This window comes from Haemophilus parainfluenzae (assembly GCF_003252755.1).
Lineage (GTDB): Bacteria > Pseudomonadota > Gammaproteobacteria > Enterobacterales > Pasteurellaceae > Haemophilus_D > Haemophilus_D parainfluenzae_N.
Window position 1 is genome coordinate 20359 of record NZ_QEPT01000008.1, and the last position, 21505, is coordinate 41863.

The 21505-nt window shown below is 39.9% G+C and carries 21 protein-coding genes; 10 read left to right on the forward strand and 11 right to left on the reverse strand.

Annotated features, from left to right (window positions below; all coding sequences use genetic code 11):
• Nucleotides 1-22: 22 nt before the first annotated feature.
• The 5 genes from DPV95_RS08965 to uvrD form a co-directional block, all read right to left on the reverse strand.
• Nucleotides 23-1006, reverse strand: a complete 984-nt coding sequence (locus DPV95_RS08965; RefSeq protein ID WP_049366813.1) for a peptide ABC transporter ATP-binding protein — start codon at nt 1004-1006, stop codon at nt 23-25.
• Nucleotides 999-1982: a dipeptide ABC transporter ATP-binding protein gene (dppD, locus tag DPV95_RS08970; RefSeq protein ID WP_049366814.1), complete on the reverse strand. Its 984-nt coding sequence runs from the start codon at nt 1980-1982 to the stop codon at nt 999-1001. The genes DPV95_RS08965 and dppD overlap by 8 nt, the downstream gene beginning before the upstream one ends.
• A gap of 8 nt (nt 1983-1990) precedes the next feature.
• The gene (locus DPV95_RS08975) at nt 1991-2887 is read right to left on the reverse strand and encodes an ABC transporter permease subunit (protein ID WP_049366817.1); all 897 of its coding nucleotides are present in this window, start codon (nt 2885-2887) and stop codon (nt 1991-1993) included.
• A 12-nt stretch (nt 2888-2899) separates the two neighbouring features.
• Entirely contained in the window at nt 2900-3904 is a 1005-nt protein-coding gene (locus DPV95_RS08980; protein WP_049366819.1) for an ABC transporter permease subunit, read from the reverse strand.
• A 109-nt stretch (nt 3905-4013) separates the two neighbouring features.
• Nucleotides 4014-6191, reverse strand: coding sequence for a DNA helicase II (uvrD, locus tag DPV95_RS08985; protein WP_049366822.1), 2178 nt, complete (start codon nt 6189-6191; stop codon nt 4014-4016).
• A gap of 146 nt (nt 6192-6337) precedes the next feature.
• Between uvrD and DPV95_RS08990 the strand changes: the two genes are divergently transcribed.
• Nucleotides 6338-7384 carry an ABC transporter substrate-binding protein gene (locus DPV95_RS08990; RefSeq protein WP_049366825.1) on the forward strand — a complete coding sequence of 349 codons (1047 nt, stop codon included), beginning with the start codon at nt 6338-6340 and terminating at the stop codon, nt 7382-7384.
• A 57-nt stretch (nt 7385-7441) separates the two neighbouring features.
• On the opposite strand, the gene fdhD is transcribed toward DPV95_RS08990, so the two are convergent.
• Entirely contained in the window at nt 7442-8251 is an 810-nt protein-coding gene (fdhD, locus tag DPV95_RS08995) for a formate dehydrogenase accessory sulfurtransferase FdhD (protein WP_049366826.1), read from the reverse strand.
• 275 nt (nt 8252-8526) lie between these two features.
• Between fdhD and fdnG the strand changes: the two genes are divergently transcribed.
• From fdnG to fdhE, 4 genes are read left to right on the forward strand one after another with little or no spacing between them, the layout of a single operon-like run.
• A complete protein-coding gene (gene fdnG, locus DPV95_RS09005) occupies nt 8527-11610 on the forward strand; it encodes a formate dehydrogenase-N subunit alpha (RefSeq protein WP_152683597.1) in 3084 nt (1027 codons plus the stop codon).
• A 1-nt stretch (nt 11611) separates the two neighbouring features.
• Nucleotides 11612-12544: a formate dehydrogenase subunit beta gene (gene fdxH, locus DPV95_RS09010; protein ID WP_049366835.1), complete on the forward strand. Its 933-nt coding sequence runs from the start codon at nt 11612-11614 to the stop codon at nt 12542-12544.
• Nucleotides 12537-13253 carry a formate dehydrogenase subunit gamma gene (locus DPV95_RS09015; RefSeq protein WP_049365400.1) on the forward strand — a complete coding sequence of 239 codons (717 nt, stop codon included), beginning with the start codon at nt 12537-12539 and terminating at the stop codon, nt 13251-13253. Before fdxH ends, DPV95_RS09015 begins: the two co-directional genes overlap by 8 nt.
• Nucleotides 13254-13313: 60 nt before the next feature.
• Nucleotides 13314-14222, forward strand: coding sequence for a formate dehydrogenase accessory protein FdhE (gene fdhE / locus DPV95_RS09020; protein WP_049366836.1), 909 nt, complete (start codon nt 13314-13316; stop codon nt 14220-14222).
• 55 nt (nt 14223-14277) lie between these two features.
• Here fdhE and rimI read toward each other — a convergent pair whose 3' ends face one another.
• From rimI to DPV95_RS09035, 3 genes are read right to left on the reverse strand one after another with little or no spacing between them, the layout of a single operon-like run.
• Nucleotides 14278-14718, reverse strand: a complete 441-nt coding sequence (gene rimI / locus DPV95_RS09025; RefSeq protein ID WP_049366880.1) for a ribosomal protein S18-alanine N-acetyltransferase — start codon at nt 14716-14718, stop codon at nt 14278-14280.
• Between the two features lie 2 nt (nt 14719-14720).
• Entirely contained in the window at nt 14721-15125 is a 405-nt protein-coding gene (locus DPV95_RS09030; RefSeq protein WP_049366838.1) for a DNA polymerase III subunit psi, read from the reverse strand.
• Nucleotides 15126-15128: 3 nt separating this feature from the next.
• Nucleotides 15129-15719 carry a hypothetical protein gene (locus tag DPV95_RS09035; protein WP_049366840.1) on the reverse strand — a complete coding sequence of 197 codons (591 nt, stop codon included), beginning with the start codon at nt 15717-15719 and terminating at the stop codon, nt 15129-15131.
• Nucleotides 15720-15806: 87 nt separating this feature from the next.
• Between DPV95_RS09035 and rsmC the strand changes: the two genes are divergently transcribed.
• Complete coding sequence (rsmC, locus tag DPV95_RS09040; protein WP_049366841.1) at nt 15807-16799, forward strand: 16S rRNA (guanine(1207)-N(2))-methyltransferase RsmC; 993 nt, start codon at nt 15807-15809, stop codon at nt 16797-16799.
• Nucleotides 16800-16809: 10 nt separating this feature from the next.
• Complete coding sequence (locus DPV95_RS09045) at nt 16810-17307, forward strand: YbhB/YbcL family Raf kinase inhibitor-like protein (protein ID WP_049366843.1); 498 nt, start codon at nt 16810-16812, stop codon at nt 17305-17307.
• A 74-nt stretch (nt 17308-17381) separates the two neighbouring features.
• Here DPV95_RS09045 and DPV95_RS09050 read toward each other — a convergent pair whose 3' ends face one another.
• Nucleotides 17382-17735, reverse strand: a complete 354-nt coding sequence (locus DPV95_RS09050; protein ID WP_049366844.1) for a DUF496 family protein — start codon at nt 17733-17735, stop codon at nt 17382-17384.
• Between the two features lie 178 nt (nt 17736-17913).
• Here DPV95_RS09050 and serC point away from each other — a divergent pair, with 178 nt between their 5' ends.
• The 3 genes from serC (at nt 17914) to tpx (ending at nt 20676) form a co-directional block, all read left to right on the forward strand.
• Nucleotides 17914-18996 (forward strand): 3-phosphoserine/phosphohydroxythreonine transaminase, encoded by a 1083-nt coding sequence (gene serC / locus DPV95_RS09055; RefSeq protein ID WP_049366846.1) that lies wholly within the window; start codon nt 17914-17916, stop codon nt 18994-18996.
• A 64-nt stretch (nt 18997-19060) separates the two neighbouring features.
• Entirely contained in the window at nt 19061-20170 is a 1110-nt protein-coding gene (hisC, locus tag DPV95_RS09060; RefSeq protein WP_049366847.1) for a histidinol-phosphate transaminase, read from the forward strand.
• 8 nt (nt 20171-20178) lie between these two features.
• On the forward strand, nt 20179-20676 hold the full coding sequence (tpx, locus tag DPV95_RS09065; protein WP_049366849.1) for a thiol peroxidase: 498 nt from the start codon (nt 20179-20181) through the stop codon (nt 20674-20676).
• Between the two features lie 37 nt (nt 20677-20713).
• On the opposite strand, the gene DPV95_RS09070 is transcribed toward tpx, so the two are convergent.
• Nucleotides 20714-21499: a Cof-type HAD-IIB family hydrolase gene (locus tag DPV95_RS09070; RefSeq protein ID WP_049366850.1), complete on the reverse strand. Its 786-nt coding sequence runs from the start codon at nt 21497-21499 to the stop codon at nt 20714-20716.
• Between the last annotated feature and the right edge of the window lie 6 nt (nt 21500-21505).

Genomic DNA, 21505 nt, shown 5'->3' on the forward strand with positions numbered 1-21505 from the left:
CGGTCATTTTCTTTTCTCTTTTCTAATCGAGATGGAAGCAAGCAATGAGCTTACCATCAGGGTATTTTTCCAATTTAGGCTGCTCATTTCGACATTTATCGGTCGCTTTCCAACAACGTGGATTAAATGCACAACCTTTTGGTGGATTAATCGGACTTGGTAATTCTCCGGTTAATTTAATCCGTTGACGACGTAATTCAGGTGACAATCTTGGTGTTGCCGAAAGTAAAGCTTGCGTATAAGGATGTTGTGGATTTTTAAAGATCTGCTCTTTTGTGCCCATTTCAACACAGCGACCTAAATACATCACCATCACTTCATCAGCAATGTGTTCAACCACCGAAAGATCATGGGAAATAAAGACATAAGATAAACCAAGCTCAGCTTGCAAATCCATCATTAAGTTCAGCACTTGCGCACGAACAGACACGTCTAATGCAGAAACCGGTTCATCCGCTACAACCACGTCAGGATCAAGCATTAAACCACGGGCTATCGCGATACGTTGACGTTGTCCACCCGAAAACATATGTGGATAGCGATTATAAAACTCGGCTCGCAACCCCACTTTTGCCATCATGGATAACACTTTTTCTTTGCGTTCTTTTGCCGATAGATTGGTATTAATGACTAAAGGTTCTTCCAAAATTGTGCCGATTTTCTTACGCGGATTCAGTGAGGCATAAGGGTTTTGAAACACAATTTGTATTTTCTGACGACGCAATGCTTTCGTTTCGTAAGCATTCTCTAAGAAATTTTGCCCGTTATAATACAACTCCCCTTCAGTCGGTTCTTCTATCATGGTTAAAAGACGACCAAGTGTCGATTTACCACAACCAGACTCACCTACTACAGCAAGGGTTTTACCACGTTCTAAGGAAAAAGACACACCATCTAACGCTTTCACTTGCTGTGTTTTTGCAAACATCCCTTTTTTCACAGGATAATATTTTTTCAGCCCAATGGCATTGAGCAATGGTGCATTTTCTTGTGCGACATTAGACATTGCTTGGTTCTCCTTGGGCATTTAATGGGGTGTGACATTTTACTTGTCTGTTTCCTACTTGGCGTAATTCAGGCTCGATACTTCGACAAAGATCCGTTGCATACGGACAACGTGGGTTTAGCAAACAGCCTTGTGAGCGATCGTATTTACCAGGTACCACACCGGGTAAAGATTGCAAACGAGATTTACCTTCTGCAAATTCAGGTAAAGAACGTAATAACGCTTGAGTATAAGGATGTTTTGGTTCATGGAAAATATCTTCTGCGCAACCTTCTTCCACCACTTGTCCTGCATACATCACAATAATGCGATGTGCCGCTTCTGCGACTAGCGCAAGATCGTGCGTGATCAGAATCAACGACATACATTCTTTTTGCTGTAACTCAAGCAACAAATCTACAATTTGTGCTTGAATAGTCACATCCAGTGCTGTAGTTGGTTCATCTGCAATAAGCAATCTCGGTTTACAAGCTATCGCCATAGCAATCATAACGCGTTGGCTCATCCCGCCAGAAAGCTGATGCGGATAAACATCAATACGTGATTCAGGATCAGGTATTCCGACTAAGCGTAATAGCTCTAAGGTGCGTTCACGGCGTTCTTTTTTGCTACCCCCTTGATGCGCTTTAATGGCTTCCATAATTTGAAAACCGACTGTATAAGCGGGATTTAAGCTTGTCATTGGGTCTTGGAAGATCATAGCAATATCGGCCCCAACTAATTCCCGCTTTTCTTTTGGCGGTAAGCTTAAGAGATCTTTTCCTTCAAATTCTAAGCCTTTCGCTGAAACACGACCAGGAAAATCAATTAAGCCCATCACGGCAAGGGAACTCACGGATTTCCCAGAGCCAGACTCGCCAACAATGCCTAAGACTTCACCTTGATTAACTTGATAGCTAATGCGATCGACCGCTTTAAAAGGTGTTTTTTCATCACCAAAGTGAACAGAAAGTTCTTTTACATCTAATAATGCCATTCTGCCCCCTATTGTTTTAATCTTGGATCGAGCGCATCACGCAACCCATCGCCCATTAAATTAAATGCTAAAACAAGCGATAAAATCACTAAACCTGGAATAGTAACTAACCAGTTTGCCGCCTGCATAAAGCTACGTGATTCAGATAACATTGTCCCCAATTCCGGTGTCGGTGGTTTGGCACCGATACCTAAGAAACCTAAGGTTGCTAATTCTAAAATGGCGTTAGAAATCCCCATCGTCATTTGTACGATGAGAGGCGCAAGGCAATTCGGTAAAATCACAATAAACATTAAACGTAATACGCTTGCTCCCGCTACGCGCGAAGAGGTGACATAATCTCGGTTTTTCTCATTTAATACCGCTGCACGTGTTAAGCGTACATAACTTGGAATCGAAACCACGGCAATCGCTAATGTCGCATTCGTTAAAGAGGGCTCTAAAATTGATACCACTACAATGGTTAAAAGCAAGTTTGGGATAGCCAACATAATGTCAATGAAACGAACAATTAATGTATCCAATGCCCCACCATAATAGCCTGCGAGCAAGCCAAGGCTCGTTCCTAAAATGCAAGATAAAATAACAATAATGAAACCTGCGAAAACCGAAATGCGCGTACCATAAATAATGCGAGAAAGAATATCTCGACCAATGTCATCCGTACCCAGTAGATAAGCAGAATTGCCGCCTTCATACCAAGCAGGTGGTAACAACAGTGCTGAACGGTTTTGTTCAATAGGATCAAAAGGTGCAATCCAAGGCGCAAAAACACTGATTAATGCTACGACAAGAATAAAAGTGAGCCCAATCACTGCCCCTTTATTTTGTTTGAAATAAAACCAAAACTCCTGCAACGGTGTGCGAGGCGCAATCGTTTCAATAGATAAAGTTTGTTCCGTCATTAATAAGGCTCCTTATTGATGGCGAATACGTGGGTTTACCACGCCATAAAGTAAATCGATAGCTAAATTCACCACAATAATAATTGTAGCGATAATTAACACGGCACCTTGTAAGACTGGGTAATCACGATTGGAAATCGCATCAATAATCCATTTACCAATGCCTGGCCATGAGAAAATCGTTTCAGTTAAAACCGCACCGGATAATAACTGCCCTACAATCAAGCCTACCACTGTCACAACAGGGATAAGCGCATTACGTAGCGCATGAACAATCACAATTCGGGTATAACTTAAGCCTTTCGCTTTTGCGGTACGAATATAATCTTCACCTAACACTTCCAACATCGAAGAACGTGTCATTCGAGTAATCACCGCAAGTGGAATGGTACCTAACACAATAGATGGTAGAATCAATGACTTAATTGCATTCCAAAAGGCGCCTGGTACGCCTGAAAGCCAAGTATCGATTAACATAAAACCCGTTGGTGTATCGATCCAGAAACTATCTTCTAAACGTCCCCCTTGTGGTAAACCAAACCAAGGTGAAACATATAAGATCAAAATTAATCCCCACCAGAAAATTGGCATGGAGTAACCCGTTAATGACATAGCTGTCACGGTGTGAGAAATCCAACTATCTTTCTTGACTGCCGCAATCGTTCCTAGCGTAATACCGGCAATTAATGACCAAAATAGTGCAAAGAAAGCTAATTCAAAGGTAGCAGGGAAAAGTGTGAAAAACTCTTTCAGAACAGGTTGTTGGGTGCGGAATGATTCACCGAAATCGCCTTGTATTACATTACCAATATAATTGAAATATTGCTGATACAACGGTAAATCGAGACCAAGTTGCTTCATCATTTGTTGATGAACTTCTGGCGTTAAACCTCGCTCTCCCATCATAATCTCCACAGGATCACCTGGAATAAAATGAATGAGCGCAAAAGTTACAAAAGTAATGGCGATAAAGGTAGGAATCACCATCAAAATACGTTTTAAAATAAATTTAAACATCTACTTCCCACATGATAAAAGTGCGGTCATTTCTTCGAATGCTTTCGCACTTGGCACCTTGAGCACAAACATCAATATTCATGCCCGCTGCAATAAAATCCTCCCGATTCTACCGCACTTTTTCTAATTTTGCCAAATGCGCAATCAGCCACTTAATGCCTTGAGCTTGGAAAGCGATTTGTAAACGGGTGTTATTATCTGAGCCTTCAACGTTTATCACTGTGCCAAAACCAAACTTTTCATGCTTCACTTTTTGCCCCATTTTCCATTCGTTCTCAGGCAAACTCGCGCTTAAACTCCCTACTTTTGCTTGGTTTAATGCTCTAGTCACCGTTCCACGCAAGCGGATTTCTTGAATGCACTCTGATGGCAATTCTGTAATAAAACGTGAAGGCAAATGGCGTTCTTCTTTCGTGTAAACTCGGCGACTTTCTGCATAACAAATCGTCAGTTTTTGCTTAGCTCGAGTAATGCCCACATAAGCAAGACGGCGTTCTTCTTCTAAACGACCGGGTTCTTCAAATGAACGTAAACTTGGGAATACGCCCTCTTCTACCCCCACCATAAACACACGTGGGAATTCCAAACCTTTTGCTGAATGCAAAGTCATCATTTCTACACAAGATTGATGTGGTGAGGCCTGCTCTTCTCCAGCTTCTAAAGAAGCATGAGTTAAAAAGGCGGTAAGATCGGTCATATCCTCTGCTTCATCAGGTTTGATAAATTCTCGGGTTGCCGTTACCAACTCTTCTAAGTTTTCAATACGGACTTCGCCTTTCTCGCCTTTTTCCTGTTTATACATATCGTATAACCCAGAATGTTTAATCACGAAATCGGTCTGTGCAAACAGTGGCATTTCGGCTGTATCAATCTGTAAAGAATTAATCAACTCTTGGAAACGCAACAATGCGGTTGAAGCACGCCCTGTTAGCATATTTTCTTGCGTCGCCACTTGTATGGCTTGCCATAAGGTAATCTGACGTTCACGAGTTAAATTTCGTAACACATCTAAAGTACGATCGCCAATACCTCGAGTAGGCGTATTAATCACTCGCTCAAATGCAGCATCATCTTGACGATTATTAATTAAACGTAAATAAGCCAACGCATCTTTAATTTCTTGGCGTTCGAAGAATCGCATCCCACCGTAAATACGATAAGGAATTTGACAACGGATCAACGCTTCTTCAATAACACGAGATTGGCTATTGCTACGATATAAAACAGCACAATCATCTAATTTTCCACCGTCATCTACCCAGTTTTGGATTTGAGATGCCACGAATTTTGCTTCATCTAACTCATTAAACGCCGCATAAATGCCCACTGGCTCGCCCATTTCACCGTCGGTCCATAAATTCTTACCGAGGCGATCACTATTATTCGAAATAAGTTGGTTGGCACTTTTCAGAATATTGCCGGTAGAACGATAGTTTTGCTCCAAACGAATAGTTTCAGCGTTAAAATCTTTTAGGAATTTTTGAATATTTTCGACCTGTGCACCACGCCAACCATAAATGGATTGGTCATCATCGCCCACAATCATCACTTTGCCCGTATTACCAGCAAGAATTTTGATCCAAGCATATTGGATTTTATTGGTATCTTGAAACTCATCCACCAAAATATGCTGAAAACGCTGCTGATAGCGTTGCAAAATCACAGGCTTTTTAGCAAATAATTCATACGCACGAATTAACAATTCAGCAAAATCCACCAAACCCGCACGATCACAAGTATCTTGATAAATTTGATAAATCTTAATCCACTCTTTTTCCTGGCGATCACCAAAATCATTAATATCTTGAGGTCTTAAACCTTCATCTTTTTTATTATTGATATACCAGCACGCTTGTTTCGGTGGAAATGCTTTATCATCATAATTGTGCAATTTCATCAAACGTTTCACTAAACGAAGTTGGTCTTCAGAATCCAAAATTTGGAAATCTTGTGGCAAGTTCACATCTAAATGGTGAGCGCGTAATAATCGATGGGCAATGCTATGGAATGTGCCAATCCACATGCCAAATAAATTGGATTGAGCATGTTTGGATAAAGTATCTTGAATACGATGGCGCATTTCAGCAGCGGCTTTATTGGTAAAGGTTACTGCCATAATGCTACCTTCAGAAATATTTTCTACGGCAATCAACCAAGCAATACGATGAGTCAGTACGCGAGTTTTACCACTTCCCGCACCTGCAAGTACAAGGTAATTACCAAGCGGTGCTGCCACTGCTTCACGTTGTTTATCATTCAAGCCATCAAGTAATTCTGAAATATCCATTGCTCTTATTTTAATCTGGTTAAATTTACAGGGATTATAGTGGGAATTATATTTTTAAACAACCTGATATTTACAAATTTACTCCGTCCCTTTATATTAGCAATATCAAATAATTACTAAATATTGACGAAGTTAAAGGAGACACAATGTCAATAAAAACAACGCTAAAATTAACCGCACTTTCAGCCCTAACCGCCCTCGCGTACACTTCTCACGCACAGGCTGAAGGAAAACTTACCGTCTATTGCAGCGTGCAAAACGTTGTATGCGAAAAAGTCACTCAAGCCTTTAGTAAAAAATACAATGTAGATGCACAATTTGTGCGTAATAGTACTGGTGTAGTGTTAGGCAAAATTAAAGTGGAAAAAGAAAACCCACAAGCTGATTTCTGGTTTGGTGGCACCATTGAACCCCATCTTCAAGCCGCAGAGTTAGGCTTGCTTGAATCCTATCGTTCTCCATTACAAAAAGATATCATGCCGCAGTTTAAATCTTTAATGGATCAACGCGGTAATTTCACCTCTGTGATTTACTTAATGGAACTAGGCATTGGGGTGAATACTAAAAAATTGAAAGAATTGAATATTCCTGCGCCAAAATGTTATGCAGATCTACTAAAACCTGAATATCAAGGGCAAATTCAATATCCAGATCCCCGTGTTTCCGGCACGGGCTACTCACTTATCAGTACTTTTTCCACATTATGGGGAGAAGAAAAAGCTTTCGATTATTTGAAAAAATTAGAACCCAATCTCATGCAACATACCAAAACAGGTCTTGCGAGCAACTATTTGGCTAACGGTACCGTGGCGATTGATTTAGGTTTTATGCTGGTTTACCCGCGTGAGAAGAAAAATGGTGCGCCAGTTGAAGGCATTTTACCATGCGAAGGCGTAGGCTATTCTTTAGGCGGGGCAAGCATCATTAAAGGATCGAGAAACCTTGATAATGCCAAACTGTTTATGGATTTCGTGCTAAGCAAAGAAGCCCAAGAAATTCCTTGGAAAGAATCAGACTCTTATCAACTTCCAACCAATATCCATGCAGAACCTGCACCAAGTTTCCTACCGGCTAGCAAATTAAAACTAGTGGATATTGATTTTATGAAATTTGGTACGGATCAAGAAGGCAAACGCCTGACTCAACGTTGGGTCTCTGAAGTCCTCTTAGATAGCAAATCACCGAAGGAATAAATAAAAAGCGCGGTCAAAATAAGAATGTTTTTGACCGCACTTTTTTAATAGATAAAACTAAGCTAAAACCAACCGCTCTTTTCCCGCATAGATATTAGCTTTTCCTGGGCGAGCAAAGCCGATAAGGGAAAGATTGTGTTGTTCTGCCATATTGACAGCAAGATCTGTCGCAGCAGAAATCGCCACAAGTAATTCGATACCACAAGCTACCGATTTTTGAACCATTTCATAACTGGCTCGGCTCGAAACAAGTACAAATCCTTGCGGTTGATTTTGTTTAGCATGCCAGCCAATTAATTTATCTAGTGCCACATGTCGCCCAACATCTTCTCGAATCGCCAGTAAATTACCCGATAAATCAAAAAAGGCGGCGGCATGTGTCGCCCCTGTCTCTTTTCCGAGTGTTTGATTAGCTTGTAATTGTGCTAAACAGCCATCTAATAAATTTAAATTAAATTGGAAAGTGTGGTCTAATTTCGGCAACTTTTTATAAACTTGCGAAATTTGTTCTGTGCCACAAATGCCACATCCCGTTCTACCTGTTAATGTACGGCGATGATCTTTTAATGCCACAAATTGACGGCTAGATAATTCAATTTGCACTTCAATGCCATTGCATACTTCCACCACATCAATGCCATAAATATCCGCTTTTTTCTCAATAATGCCTTCCGCTAATGAAAAGCCTAAAGCAAAATCCTCTAAATCTTGGGGAGAGCACATCATAACAGTATGTGCAATACCATTATAAACAAGTGAAACAGGCACTTCGGCAGCCAAACTATCTTGTTTTTCCACTAAAAGTGCGGTCGGATTTTCAGATGTTTTTTTTAAAAAATTAATTGTTTTTTGGATTATCCAGTGCATTATTTTTTCCCAATAAAATGACTGTTGTAAAAATGTTACTTTTTTTTAACAAAAAATGTTTGTTTTGTGATCTAGCTCAAGTTTTAAAGCGATTATAACAAGTTTTGATTATAGATTTTCGGTTAAAAAATAGTTAAAATCAGCTCCGTTTAAATTGGTCATTGTTATAATCAATTTAATTGTTGATACGTTATTTTAACGAAATCAAATAAATTATCTATACGAATTTATACTATCGAAATATCTTAACGGTTCGCCGTTATGAAGGAGTGATTATGCAGGTCTCTAGACGTAAGTTCTTTAAGATCTGTGCAGGTGGTATGGCGGGGACGTCTGCGGCAATGTTGGGCTTTGCACCATCATCTGTCTTAGCGGCACCACGTGAATACAAATTATTACGGGCTTTTGAATCCCGTAACACCTGTACATATTGTGCAGTGAGCTGTGGTATGTTGTTATATAGCACAGGCAAACCTTACGATGCTTTAAGCAGCCATACAGGCACCAATACCCGTTCTAAATTATTCCACCTTGAAGGTGACCCTGACCATCCGGTAAGCCGTGGGGCATTATGTCCGAAAGGTGCGGGCGCATTAGACTATGTTAATAGTGAAAGCCGTGCATTATACCCTGAATATCGTGCACCGGGTTCTGACAAATGGGTTCGTCTTTCTTGGGAAGAAGCGATCAAACGCGTTTCTCGTTTATTAAAAGATGACCGTGATGCTAACTTCGTTGAAAAAGACGCTAGTGGCAAAACTGTTAACCGTTGGACAACCACTGGTATTATGACCGCTTCCGCCATGAGTAATGAAGCCGCACTTCTTACTCAAAAATGGGTGAGAATGTTAGGCATAGTGCCGATGTGTAACCAAGCGAATACTTGACACGGACCAACGGTAGCAAGTCTTGCTCCATCATTTGGTCGCGGTGCCATGACAAACAACTGGGTTGACATCAAAAACGCCAATCTTATTATTGTTCAAGGTGGTAACCCTGCTGAAGCTCACCCTGTTGGCTTCCGTTGGGCGATCGAAGCGAAGAAAAACGGTGCGAAAATCATCGTGGTTGACCCTCGCTTTAACCGTACAGCGTCTGTAGCTGACCTTCATGCGCCAATTCGTTCCGGTTCTGATATCGCATTCTTAATGGGTGTGATCCGTTACCTATTGGAAACTAATCAAATTCAACACGAATACGTTAAACACTATACCAATGCTTCATTCTTAGTTGATGAAGGTTTCAAATTTGAAGATGGTTTATTCGTAGGTTTTGATGAAGAAAAACGTACTTACGATAAATCTAAATGGAATTACCAATTTGATGAAAATGGTAATGCTAAACGTGATATGACCTTACAAGATCCACGTTGTGTGATTAATATCTTGAAAGATCACGTTTCTCGCTATACCCCAGAAATAGTTGAACGTATTACCGGTGTTAAGCAAAAACTCTTCTTACAAATCTGTGAAGAAATTGGTAAAACCTCTGCACCGAATAAAACCATGACGCACTTATATGCGTTAGGCTTTACTGAACATACAATCGGTACTCAAAATATTCGTTCAATGGCTATGATCCAATTACTCTTAGGTAATATGGGGATGCCAGGAGGCGGTATTAATGCATTACGTGGACACTCAAACGTACAAGGTACAACAGATATGGGCTTATTGCCGATGTCTTTACCTGGTTATATGCGTTTACCGAATGACAAAGATACGTCTTACGAACAATACATTAATGCGATTACGCCAAAAGATATCGTACCAAACCAAGTGAACTACTATCGTAATACCTCGAAATTCTTCGTGAGTATGATGAAAACGTTCTATGGTGATAAAGCAACCAAAGAAAATGGTTGGGGTTTCGATTTCTTACCAAAAGCAGACCGCTTATACGACCCTATCACTCATGTTAAGTTAATGAATGATGGCAAATTGAACGGTTGGATTTTACAAGGTTTCAACGTATTAAACTCATTACCGAACAAAAACAAAACTGTTGCAGGTATGAGCAAATTGAAATTCTTAATCGTGATGGATCCGCTTCAAACTGAATCTTCTGAATTCTGGAAAAACTTTGGTGAATCAAACAATGTGAATCCAGCAGATATTCAAACTGAAGTATTCCGTTTACCAACCACCTGTTTCGCAGAAGAAGATGGTTCTATTGCTAACTCTGGTCGTTGGGCTCAATGGCACTGGAAAGGCTGTGACCAACCAGGTGAAGCGTTACCAGATGTTGAAATTCTTTCTATGATTCGTGAAGAAATGCATCACCTTTATCAAAAAGAAGGTGGTCGTGGTATCGAATCTTTCGAAGCGATGACTTGGAACTATGCTCAACCGCATTCACCAAGTTCTGTAGAATTAGCGAAAGAATTGAATGGTTACGCGCTTGCTGATCTTCTCGATGCTGATGGCAACGTCATGTATAAAAAAGGTCAATTACTTAACGGATTCGCTCACTTACGTGATGACGGTACAACTTCATCAGGTAACTGGATCTATGTGGGTCAATGGACTGAAAAAGGTAACCAAACCGCAAACCGTGACAACTCTGACCCATCAGGTTTAGGTTGTACATTAGGTTGGGGCTTCGCATGGCCAGCAAACCGTCGTATCCTTTACAGTCGTGCTTCACTTGATATTAACGGTAATCCTTGGGATAAACACCGCCAATTAATCAAATGGAACGGTAAAAACTGGAACTGGTTAGATGTAGCTGACTATGGCACACAACCACCAGGTTCTGATGCAGGTCCATTTATTATGTCTGCAGAAGGTGTTGGCCGTCTATTCGCTGTAGATAAAATTGCGAATGGTCCTATGCCTGAACACTATGAACCAATTGAAAGTCCGATTGACACTAACCCACTACACCCAAGTGTTGTCTCTGATCCGACTGTTCGTATTTATAAAGAAGACCGTGAATTTATCGGTTCAAACAAAGATTTCCCTTATGTGGCAACCACTTATCGTTTGACCGAACACTTCCACAGTTGGACTGCTCAATCTGCGTTAAATATCATCGCTCAACCACAACAATTCGTGGAAATTGGTGAGAAATTAGCAGCAGAAAAAGGCATCCAAAAAGGTGATATGGTGAAAATTACTTCTCGCCGTGGCTACATTAAAGCCGTAGCAGTGGTAACGAAACGTTTGAAAGATTTAGAAGTCGATGGACGTACCGTACATCACGTGGGTATTCCAATTCACTGGAATATGAAAGCCTTAAATGGTAAAGGTAATCGTGGTTTCTCCACCAACACCTTAACACCATCTTGGGGTGAAGCAGTCACTCAAACACCAGAATACAAAACATTCTTGGTAAACATTGAGAAAGCGGAGGCATAATATGGCAGGAAGTGGTCAAGGCGTTCAATCGCAAGACATTATCAAGGTCTCCGCTACGTCTGGTTTAACACCAGCACCTCAAGCGCGTGATCATAAAGTTGAAGTTGCAAAATTAATCGACGTATCCACCTGTATCGGTTGTAAAGCCTGTCAGGTGGGCTGTTCAGAGTGGAATGACATCCGTTCTGATGTTAATGCTCAATGTGTGGGGATCTACGATAACCCAGTAGATCTCAATGCAAAAGCATGGACGGTAATGCGCTTTAACGAAGTTGAAGAAAATGATCGTTTAGAATGGTTAATCCGTAAAGATGGTTGTATGCACTGTTCAGAACCAGGCTGTTTAAAAGCTTGTCCTGCACCAGGCGCAATTATCCAATATGCGAACGGTATCGTGGATTTCCAATCTGATAAATGTATCGGTTGTGGTTACTGTATCGCAGGTTGTCCGTTCAACATTCCACGTATGAACCCAGAAGACAACCGTGTCTACAAATGTACCCTTTGTGTGGATCGTGTATCTGTGGGCCAAGAACCGGCTTGCGTGAAAACCTGTCCAACCGGTGCAATTCGTTTTGGTTCTAAAGAAGAGATGAAACTCTACGCAGAACAACGTGTTGCTGACTTAAAATCACGTGGTTACGAAAACGCAGGTATCTACGACCCTGAAGGCGTAGGTGGTACTCACGTAATGTATGTATTACACCATGCGGATAAACCTGAACTTTATTCTGGTCTTCCAAAAGATCCAAAAGTTGACCTTACCGTCACCCTTTGGAAAGATGTATTGAAACCGGTAGCGGCTGTAGCAATGGGTGGTCTAGCACTTGCTGAAATCGCTCACTACTTAGCTGTAGGTCCAAACGTTGAAGAAGATGTAGAAGATCATCACCATGAATTTGAAGAAGATAAAAAAGGAGGCAAAGATGAGTAAGATTGAGATTAGCAATGATACTCGAATCATTCGTCATAGAACGCCTGCTCGTTTTAGCCACTGGTTACTCGTAATCTGCTTCTTTATGACGATGTTCACTGGTGTGGCATTCTTCTTCCCGGATTTTGCGTGGTTAACTGAGATTTTAGGTACTCCGCAACTGGCTCGAGCAATTCACCCGTTCACCGGTATAATTATGTTCGTTGCCTTTATTTTCCTCGGCTATCTTTACTGGGATCACAACATTCCAGAGAAAAACGATATTCGTTGGTTAAAAGGCATCGTTGAAGTATTAAAAGGGAATGAGCACGCTGTTGCAGATAACGGCAAGTATAACCTTGGTCAAAAAATGTTATTCTGGACATTGAACTTGGCGATGGTCACTTTACTTGTAACCGGTATCATTATGTGGCGTCAGTATTTCTCGCACTACTTCTCTATTCCGGTATTACGTTTTGCGATTTTCCTTCACTCTTTAAGTGCATTCATGTTGTTCACTGGTATTTTGGTACACATGTACATGGCATTCTGGATTAAAGGATCTATTCGCGGTATTGTGGAAGGTTGGGTAACCGTTCGTTGGGCGAAAAAACACCACCCGAAATGGTATCGAGATGAAGTACTTCCTAAGCTAGAAGAAGACCTTGAAAATGAAGCTGAAGGTAAAAAAGTAAAAACCAAAGCATTGTTCAAAGGTATCAATGGCTAAAATCAAAAAGTGCGGTTAAAATTGACCGCACTTTTTCTTATCAATACTTAAGAGACTATTATGAGTATCAAAATCTTATCTGCAGACGAAATCAAACAAAAAAAGAATTCATACGATATTCCACCTGTTTTGTTTGCTAACCCTAAAAATCTTTATCAACGTCGTGCAAAACGTTTAAGAGAATTAGCAAAAGATCATCCATTGGCTGATTATTTACTCTTTGCTGCAGATGTTGTGGAAAGCCAATTAAGCGTATTTGAAAAAAATCCATTAGAAACAGAGCAATTCGATAACTTAAACGAAATCGAGCCGTTAAATGCTAAAACATTTAAACGCTCAAGTATTTGGATTGAATATCTCAAAGAAATTTTACATAGCATTAAACCAAAAGCGAATGAACAGGTTATTGCTACAATTGAAAATCTTGAAAAAGCCGCTGATAAAGAGCTTGAAGAAATGTCGACTCATCTTTTAAGCCAAGAATTTAATTTAGTGAGCACTGATAAAGCTGTCTTTATCTGGGCAGCACTTTCTCTTTATTGGTTACAATTGGCTCAACAAATTCCTCATAACAGCCGCCAAGAAGGTACAGATAATCTGCATTACTGCCCTGTTTGTGGTTCAACCCCTGTTGCGAGCGTGGTGCATATTGGCACATCACAAGGTTTACGTTATTTACACTGTAGCCTTTGTGAAAGCGAGTGGAATTTAGTGCGTGCACAATGTACTAACTGCAATGAACATAAAAATCTCGAATTGTGGTCATTAAATGAAGAACTTGCACTCATTCGTGCTGAAACCTGTGGTGATTGCCAAAGCTACTTAAAAATCATGTTCCAAGAAAAAGATCCGAACGTTGAAGCGGTAGCGGATGATTTGGCATCTATTTTCTTAGATATTGAAATGGAAGAAAAAGGCTTCGCACGCAGTGGATTAAATCCATTTGTCTTCCCTGCAGAAGAAGTGTAATGTCTTACTTTTTAGATAAACAAAGTGCGGTCAAAATTGACCGCACTTTTGCATTCTAGAGATAACATGCCATCACAACAGCATTTTCTCGTCCACCATCCGGTTTCGGGTAATAATTCTTACGAATATCAACCTCATTAAACCCTAGTTTTTCATAAAGAAAACGAGCGGGATTCGATTCACGCACTTCAAGCCAAAGGGTTTGAATACCTTTATCTTTAAGCATATCCATTAAACCTTGCAATAAAAACGAACCGTAGCCCTTTCCTTGTTGAACCGGATCTATCGCAATATTGAATAATGAGGCTTCATCTAATACCGTCTGGCAAATGGCAAAACCAAGCACTTGCTCTTTTTCCACTAATTTCAAATTGAGATAACGCTCGCCGACATTATTTTTCAATGTTCCCAATGACCAAGGCACAAGGTGTGCAGCTTGTTCAATTTCATATAAGCGATCCATATCGCATTCTTCAATAGGAAAAAGAGAAGGCATAATTAAATTTGTTGGATTTGTTGCCAAAGCTCACGCTTAGCTTGGCTATCTTGCTGGAATTGTTGCCAATCAACAGAGCGATAAACACGCTCTGCATTTAAGCAATAAGGCAAAGTGCGGTCGATTTCATCTGCATTTTCAGCTAATAACCAATACCGCACAGAATGTTGTAACGTGATATGCTGAATTTGGTCAAAATTCAGACAAAGGCAATCTTCTTTATTTAACTCGAGTGCGAGTCGAACATCTGAAAAAAGTGGGGAATTCGATACGTTATCTTTAGTCACCACAATAAATTTCACTTGCTCAGACACACTCACACCAACCGCCCCTTGTAATATTTCGGGGCGATGGAGCTGCCAACGGGTTATCCCCATTTCATTTAAAAGAAGATTGCGTCTATCCATAGATTAACGAGCGATAGTATCTAACGGATAATCTCTTAAACCTTTAACAATCGCTTGTTCTTGCGCTTCAGTTGGTTTTTCTTGATATGCTTTTAAGCTACGGAAAGAAAGAATGTTTTTCGCTTGATAAACCACGGCGATAAAACGTTGGAAATCTTTACCATCACAAGCATAATAAACATCTGAAGCGTTACCAATTGTTTTTAACTCACATACTTTTTTGTTTGCATCAAGATATTTTGTCGTTAATGCCGGAACATGTGAAACATCTTTTAGATAATAGGTTTCGCTCATGATGAATTTACGATTGCTACGATCTACATTCGCCGCACCACTTAAAAAACGGGGATCTTCTGATTTATCAAAGGCTTTCGTTTGTTTATAGAATTTCTCACCGTTGAATGTCACTTCTTGGTTACCTTTTTTGATACGCTCAAACTGCGCATCTAAGCTTTGCGCCTGTGCGGCTGGTAATTCAATGTTTGAGCTTGTTGGTAAGGTTGAAGGTTGTTGTTTGCTACCTTGAATTTGTTCGATTAATTGACAGCCGGACAATAAACTTGCCATTGCGACTGCGGTGATGATTTTTTTCATAAATAATTCCTTAATAAATACGTTTAAATCGTTTTCTTTTGTTAGAATAACACGTAATTTTAACCAATAAACCACAGGATTTAAAGCGTGATTTCTCTCGAAAGCGAAGTTTTACAACGCCATCTCCCCCTTTTTAGCGGTAAATCAATTCTTCTTGCCGGCGGCATTAATGATGATTTCCCTCAAATATTGCAAAAATATTGCCAATCTGTGCAGGTTTGGAGTTGGTATTTTGATTATGCCAAAACCCAAAGTGCGGTCAATTTTGAAGTTGAATTTCAGCCGCAAGCCGATTTGATTATTTATTATTGGACGAAGAATAAACAAGAAGTGAATTTTCAGCTGATGCAACTACTCGCCAAAAGTAAAATTGGTCAAGAAGTGTTGATTATCGGTGAAAATCGTTGTGGCGTCCGTTCAGCTGAAAAACTGCTTGAGCCTTATGGTGAAATTGGCAAAATCGACTCTGCGCGTCGTTGCGGTTTATACCATTTTTCATTACAAAAACAACCGCACTTTGATCTTCAATCTTATTGGAAATGCTACCAAAATAATGTATTAGGCGATCTCCGTATTTACAGCTTGCCGGGTGTATTTAGTGCCAATGAACTTGATAATGGAACGTCACTTCTACTTTCTACCTTAACATCGCCAATTCAAGGCAAAGTATTAGATGTTGGTTGCGGGGCGGGTGTCATTGGTTCAATGATCAAAAAACATCACCCTAAAGCGGATATCACAATGACTGATATTCATGCAATGGCAATTCAATCCGCTCGCCAAACACTTGCTGAAAATCAGCTTGAAGGTCAGGTTATCGCAAGCGATGTGTTTTCCCATATTGAAGGGAAATTTGATCTAATTATTTCAAATCCGCCTTTCCACGATGGAATCGACACTGCTTATCGTGCAGTGAAAGAACTTATTCAACAAGCTAAATGGCATTTAACAGCAGGCGGAGAACTGCGTATCGTTGCTAATGCATTTCTACCCTATCCCGATTTATTAACACAACATTTCGGTAAGTTTGAAGTCCTTGCTCAAACCACCAAATTTAAAGTGTATTCCGTGAGAAATTAAGGAGAAAACAATGTTTGTAACCAGTTCAGCTATTCAAAATGGTGCCTTTGAAGACAAATATGGTAAACGCGGCACACAATTTAGCCCAAATGGTATGCCGACCTACTCTATTCCGTTTGAAATTCACGATGCCCCTCAAGGCACTAAATCCTTTGCAGTTGTCTTAGAAGATAAAGACGCAATTACGGCGAGTGGCTTTGTGTGGATTCATTGGCTTATTGCGGATCTTGAACGTACAGTTATTCAAGAAAATGAAAGCCAAACCGCAACTGATTATGTACAAGGTGCAAACACTTGGGCGAGTAAATTAGGTCAATTTGATATTGCAGAAGCCTCATTCTATGGAGGTATGGCACCACCAAACTGTTTACATCGTTACGAGCTTATTGTGTATGCACTCGATACCAAACTAAACCTCAAACCAGGATTCCGTTTTAATGATCTACATTTTGCGATGCAAGGGCATATTTTGGATCAAGCAGTGATAATGGGCACCTATGATGTTTAATCATTTAGTTCATTCTAAAAATACCATAAAAAATGACCGCACTTTATCGAAGTGCGGTCATTTATTTTGAGGGTTTATAATGTAATTTTATTTGATGAATCTTTCACTAATTTCGCGTGAGCTTTTTTCTGTTCTTTCATCTTATTGCTCGTTTCACGGCGTAAAGTTGAAAGTTCCGCATTACGAATGTTGTACTCATCCACACGACCTTCATAGTCATCACGCATATTTTCGATAATCGCACGAACATCTTCAATGCTCATATCATCACGAATATATTGATTTAAGTTATCTAACAATAAGACACGTTTTTGGTTATCACGAATTTTGCGGTTGTTGTCTTCAATGTCGCGTTTAAGTTTATTTTTTAAACGATACAAACGCACATACTCTAATACTTCTTGGAAGGATTTACTTACATTTCCCATGATCTACTCTCTCAAAGTTAAAAACAAACTTCGAGTAATGTAGCCTTTTTTTTCGTCCCCGTCAAAAGCTTAAATTTAAATTGATGGATTAGATCAAAAATCTGTTTGATTTAGTTGATTATCCTATTCGGTAGTGGTAAAAATGAAGAATCCATTCAAAATAAAATAAGGAAACACAATGTCAAAAGTCTTTAATTTTAGCGCGGGTCCAGCCATGATTTTCCCTGAGGTACTACACAAAGCACAATCTGAGCTAACTAACTGGCTTGGTCAAGGTGTGTCTGTGATGGAAGTCAGCCACCGAGGCAAATATTTTATGGAATTGATTACTCAAGCAGAAAAAGATCTGCGCGAGGTATATAACATTCCAGATAACTATCGTGTGTTATTCCTACAAGGTGGTGCTCGTGGTCAATTTGCAGCATTACCAATGAACCTAATCGGTGAGAAAGGCAAAGCGCTTTATTTAAATAGCGGTCACTGGTCAGCAACTGCAGCGAAAGAAGCGCGTAACTTTGCTGAAATTGATGAAATTACCATTGTGGAAAATGGTGATCACACACGCATCACGAACCTTGATTTCAGCGAAATCGCTGAACAATACGATTACGTTCACTACTGCCCAAATGAAACGATTAGTGGTGTTGAAATTTTTGATGTACCGAATGTAGGCAATGCGGTGCTTGTAGCAGATATGTCATCTAATGTGCTCTCTCGTGAAATTGATATTAGCAAATTTGGTGTTATTTATGCCGGTGCACAAAAAAATCTTGGTCCTGCTGGGATTACACTCGTCATTATTCGCGATGATTTAATTGGTCATGCACGCCAAGCAACGCCATCAATTTGGAACTATGCCACACAACGTGATGCAGACTCCATGATCAATACCCCACCAACATTTGCGTGGTATCTCTGTTCATTAGTTTTCAAACACATTCAAGCGATTGGTGGCTTAAAAGAAATTGCAAAACATAATGCCGTGAAAGCGCAAACACTTTATGACTACATTGATAGCAGTAAACTCTATCGTAACATAGTGGCTAAAGAAAACCGTTCAACCATGAATGTGACATTCGTAACAGGTAATCCAGAGCTTGATGCTAAATTTGTTGCAGAATCTACAGCTGCGGGTCTTCAGGCTTTAAAAGGCCATAAAGTGCTAGGTGGTATGCGCGCCTCTATCTATAACGCGATGCCATTAGAAGGTGTACAAGCGCTTATTGAATTCATGAAAAAATTTGAAGCTGAAAATAGCTAATTATCTGATTCATTAAACTCAATGTGCGGGCTGAAAGGCCCGCTCGTTTTTATAAGGAAAGCATATGCAATATATCAACGTCGCCAATCAAGGCGTAAAATCTCTTTCACCTTACCAAGCAGGAAAACCCATCAAAGAACTTGAACGCGAATTAGGCATTACGGATATCGTTAAACTGGCCTCGAATGAAAACCCTTTCGGCTTCCCTGAAAGTGCGAAAAAAGCCATTCAAGCCCAACTTGATCATTTAACTCGCTACCCTGATGCTAACGGTTTTGAACTTAAAGCGGCTATTGAAAAAAAATTTGGTGTGCAACCAAACCAAATCACCCTTGGCAATGGTTCTAACGATTTATTAGAGCTCTTTGCTCATACCTTTGCGAGTGAACATGATGAAGTGATTTATTCACAATATGCCTTTATTGTTTACCCTTTAGTGACGAAAGCCATTAACGCCGTAGCAAAAGAAATTCCAGCTAAGAATTGGGGGCATGATTTAAACGGTTTTTTGACCGCACTTTCAGATAAAACCAAACTGATTTTTATTGCCAATCCAAACAATCCAACAGGGAATTTCTTAACGGAAGCAGAATTGGATGCTTTCTTGGTCAAAGTACCTGAAAATGTGATTGTGGTATTAGATGAAGCATATACTGAATTTACCCATCCAAACGAACGTGTTAATTCTTTTGCATTACTGGAAAAATATCCGAACCTTATCGTTTCACGCTCTCTATCAAAAGCTTATGGACTTGCGGGTTTGCGCATTGGCTACGCAGTCTCTAATCCTGAAATTGCAGATTTATTAAATCGTGTTCGTCAGCCATTTAACTGTAATAGCCTTGCTTTGACCAGTGCAATTGCAGTGATGAACGATGATGCCTTTGTCGAAAAAGTGGCGGAGAATAATCGCCAAGAAATGAAACGTTATGAAACCTTCTGTCAACAATATGGCTTAGACTTTATTCCGTCTAAAGGTAATTTTATTACCATTGATTTTAAACAACCGGCCGCACCAATTTATGATACATTATTACGTGAAGGCGTCATTGTTCGTCCTATTGCTGGTTATGGCATGCCAAATCACTTACGTATCAGTATTGGCTTACCACGAGAAAATGACAAATTTTTTACTGCACTTAAAAAAGTGCTTAATTTAGGAAATGAAAAATAGGAGCTTTTATGACTCAAGTAACAATGATGGGTAATCCCATTGAAGTAAGCGGCAACTTTCCCCAAAAAGGAGAGAAAGTGACTGCACTTACGCTCACCAATAAAGAACTCGCTGACGTCACGCTTGATACTTATGCAGGAAAACGCAAAGTTTTAAATATTTTCCCAAGTATTGATACAGATGTATGTGCAACTTCTGTTCGCAAATTCAATCAACAAGCAGCTAATTTAAAAAATGCTGTGGTACTTTGCATTTCAGCTGATTTACCTTTTGCACAAGCACGATTCTGCGGTGCGGAAGGTATTGAGAACGTAGAAACGCTTTCTACTTTCCGTCATAAAGAAGTCCATGAAAACTTAGGGGTAAACATCACAACTGGTCCAATCGCGGGCTTGACTGCTCGTTCAGTGATTGTCTTAGATGAAAACAATAATGTGTTACATAGTGAATTGGTGTCTGAAATTAAAGATGAGCCAAATTATGAAGCTGCGTTAGCCACACTATAATGAATAAGGCGCTTTTTCATAAAAAGCGCCTTTTTATTTATTCAGGGAAAATCTCATTCAATATCAATGCAATCCCATCATCATTATGCGAAGCAGTGACTCGATTGGCGGCCTGTTTAATCTCATCCGGCGCATTGCCCATTGCAACGCCTAATCCCACGCTTTCTAGCATATCTAAATCGTTAAAGTTATCGCCGAAAGCGACACATTCTTCCATCTTCACATGAAAATAATCTTCAAGAAAACGTACCGCATTACCTTTTGTCGCCGATTTATGCATCACTTCAAGGAAATTCGCATGAGAACGGCAAATACTTAAATGCGGGAATTTCTCTTTCAAGATTTGCTCAATACCAATAACTTCATCTGTTTCACCAATGATTTGAATTTTATGCGGGGAATAGACCGCACTTTCATCATAAGGATCAATCTGAATGCCTGTTACGCTACGTTCGTAAATTACCCATTTATTATCCAAATCACGAGCGACACAATCATCATAAGTATAATAATTAACACCTAGTGCAGGATGATCTGCTAATACTTTGTTAATGGCTTGGATGTCAGCTGGATCAATTTGTACCGAATAAATAGGTGTAGAGTTTTTATCTAAAATCAAGGCACCACTGAATGCCACAATGATGTTGTAATTTTCAATGAGTTTTGCATAAGGCCAAATACCCAGCGGTGAACGAGCAGAGATTGGTGTAAATGGAATACCTTGTTTGGTAATGCGTTGAAGTGCATCTAAGGTTTTAGGCGAAATTCGATGATCCGAAGTTAATAAGGTACCATCAAAATCGCTGAATACGGCTTTATACATAATTGC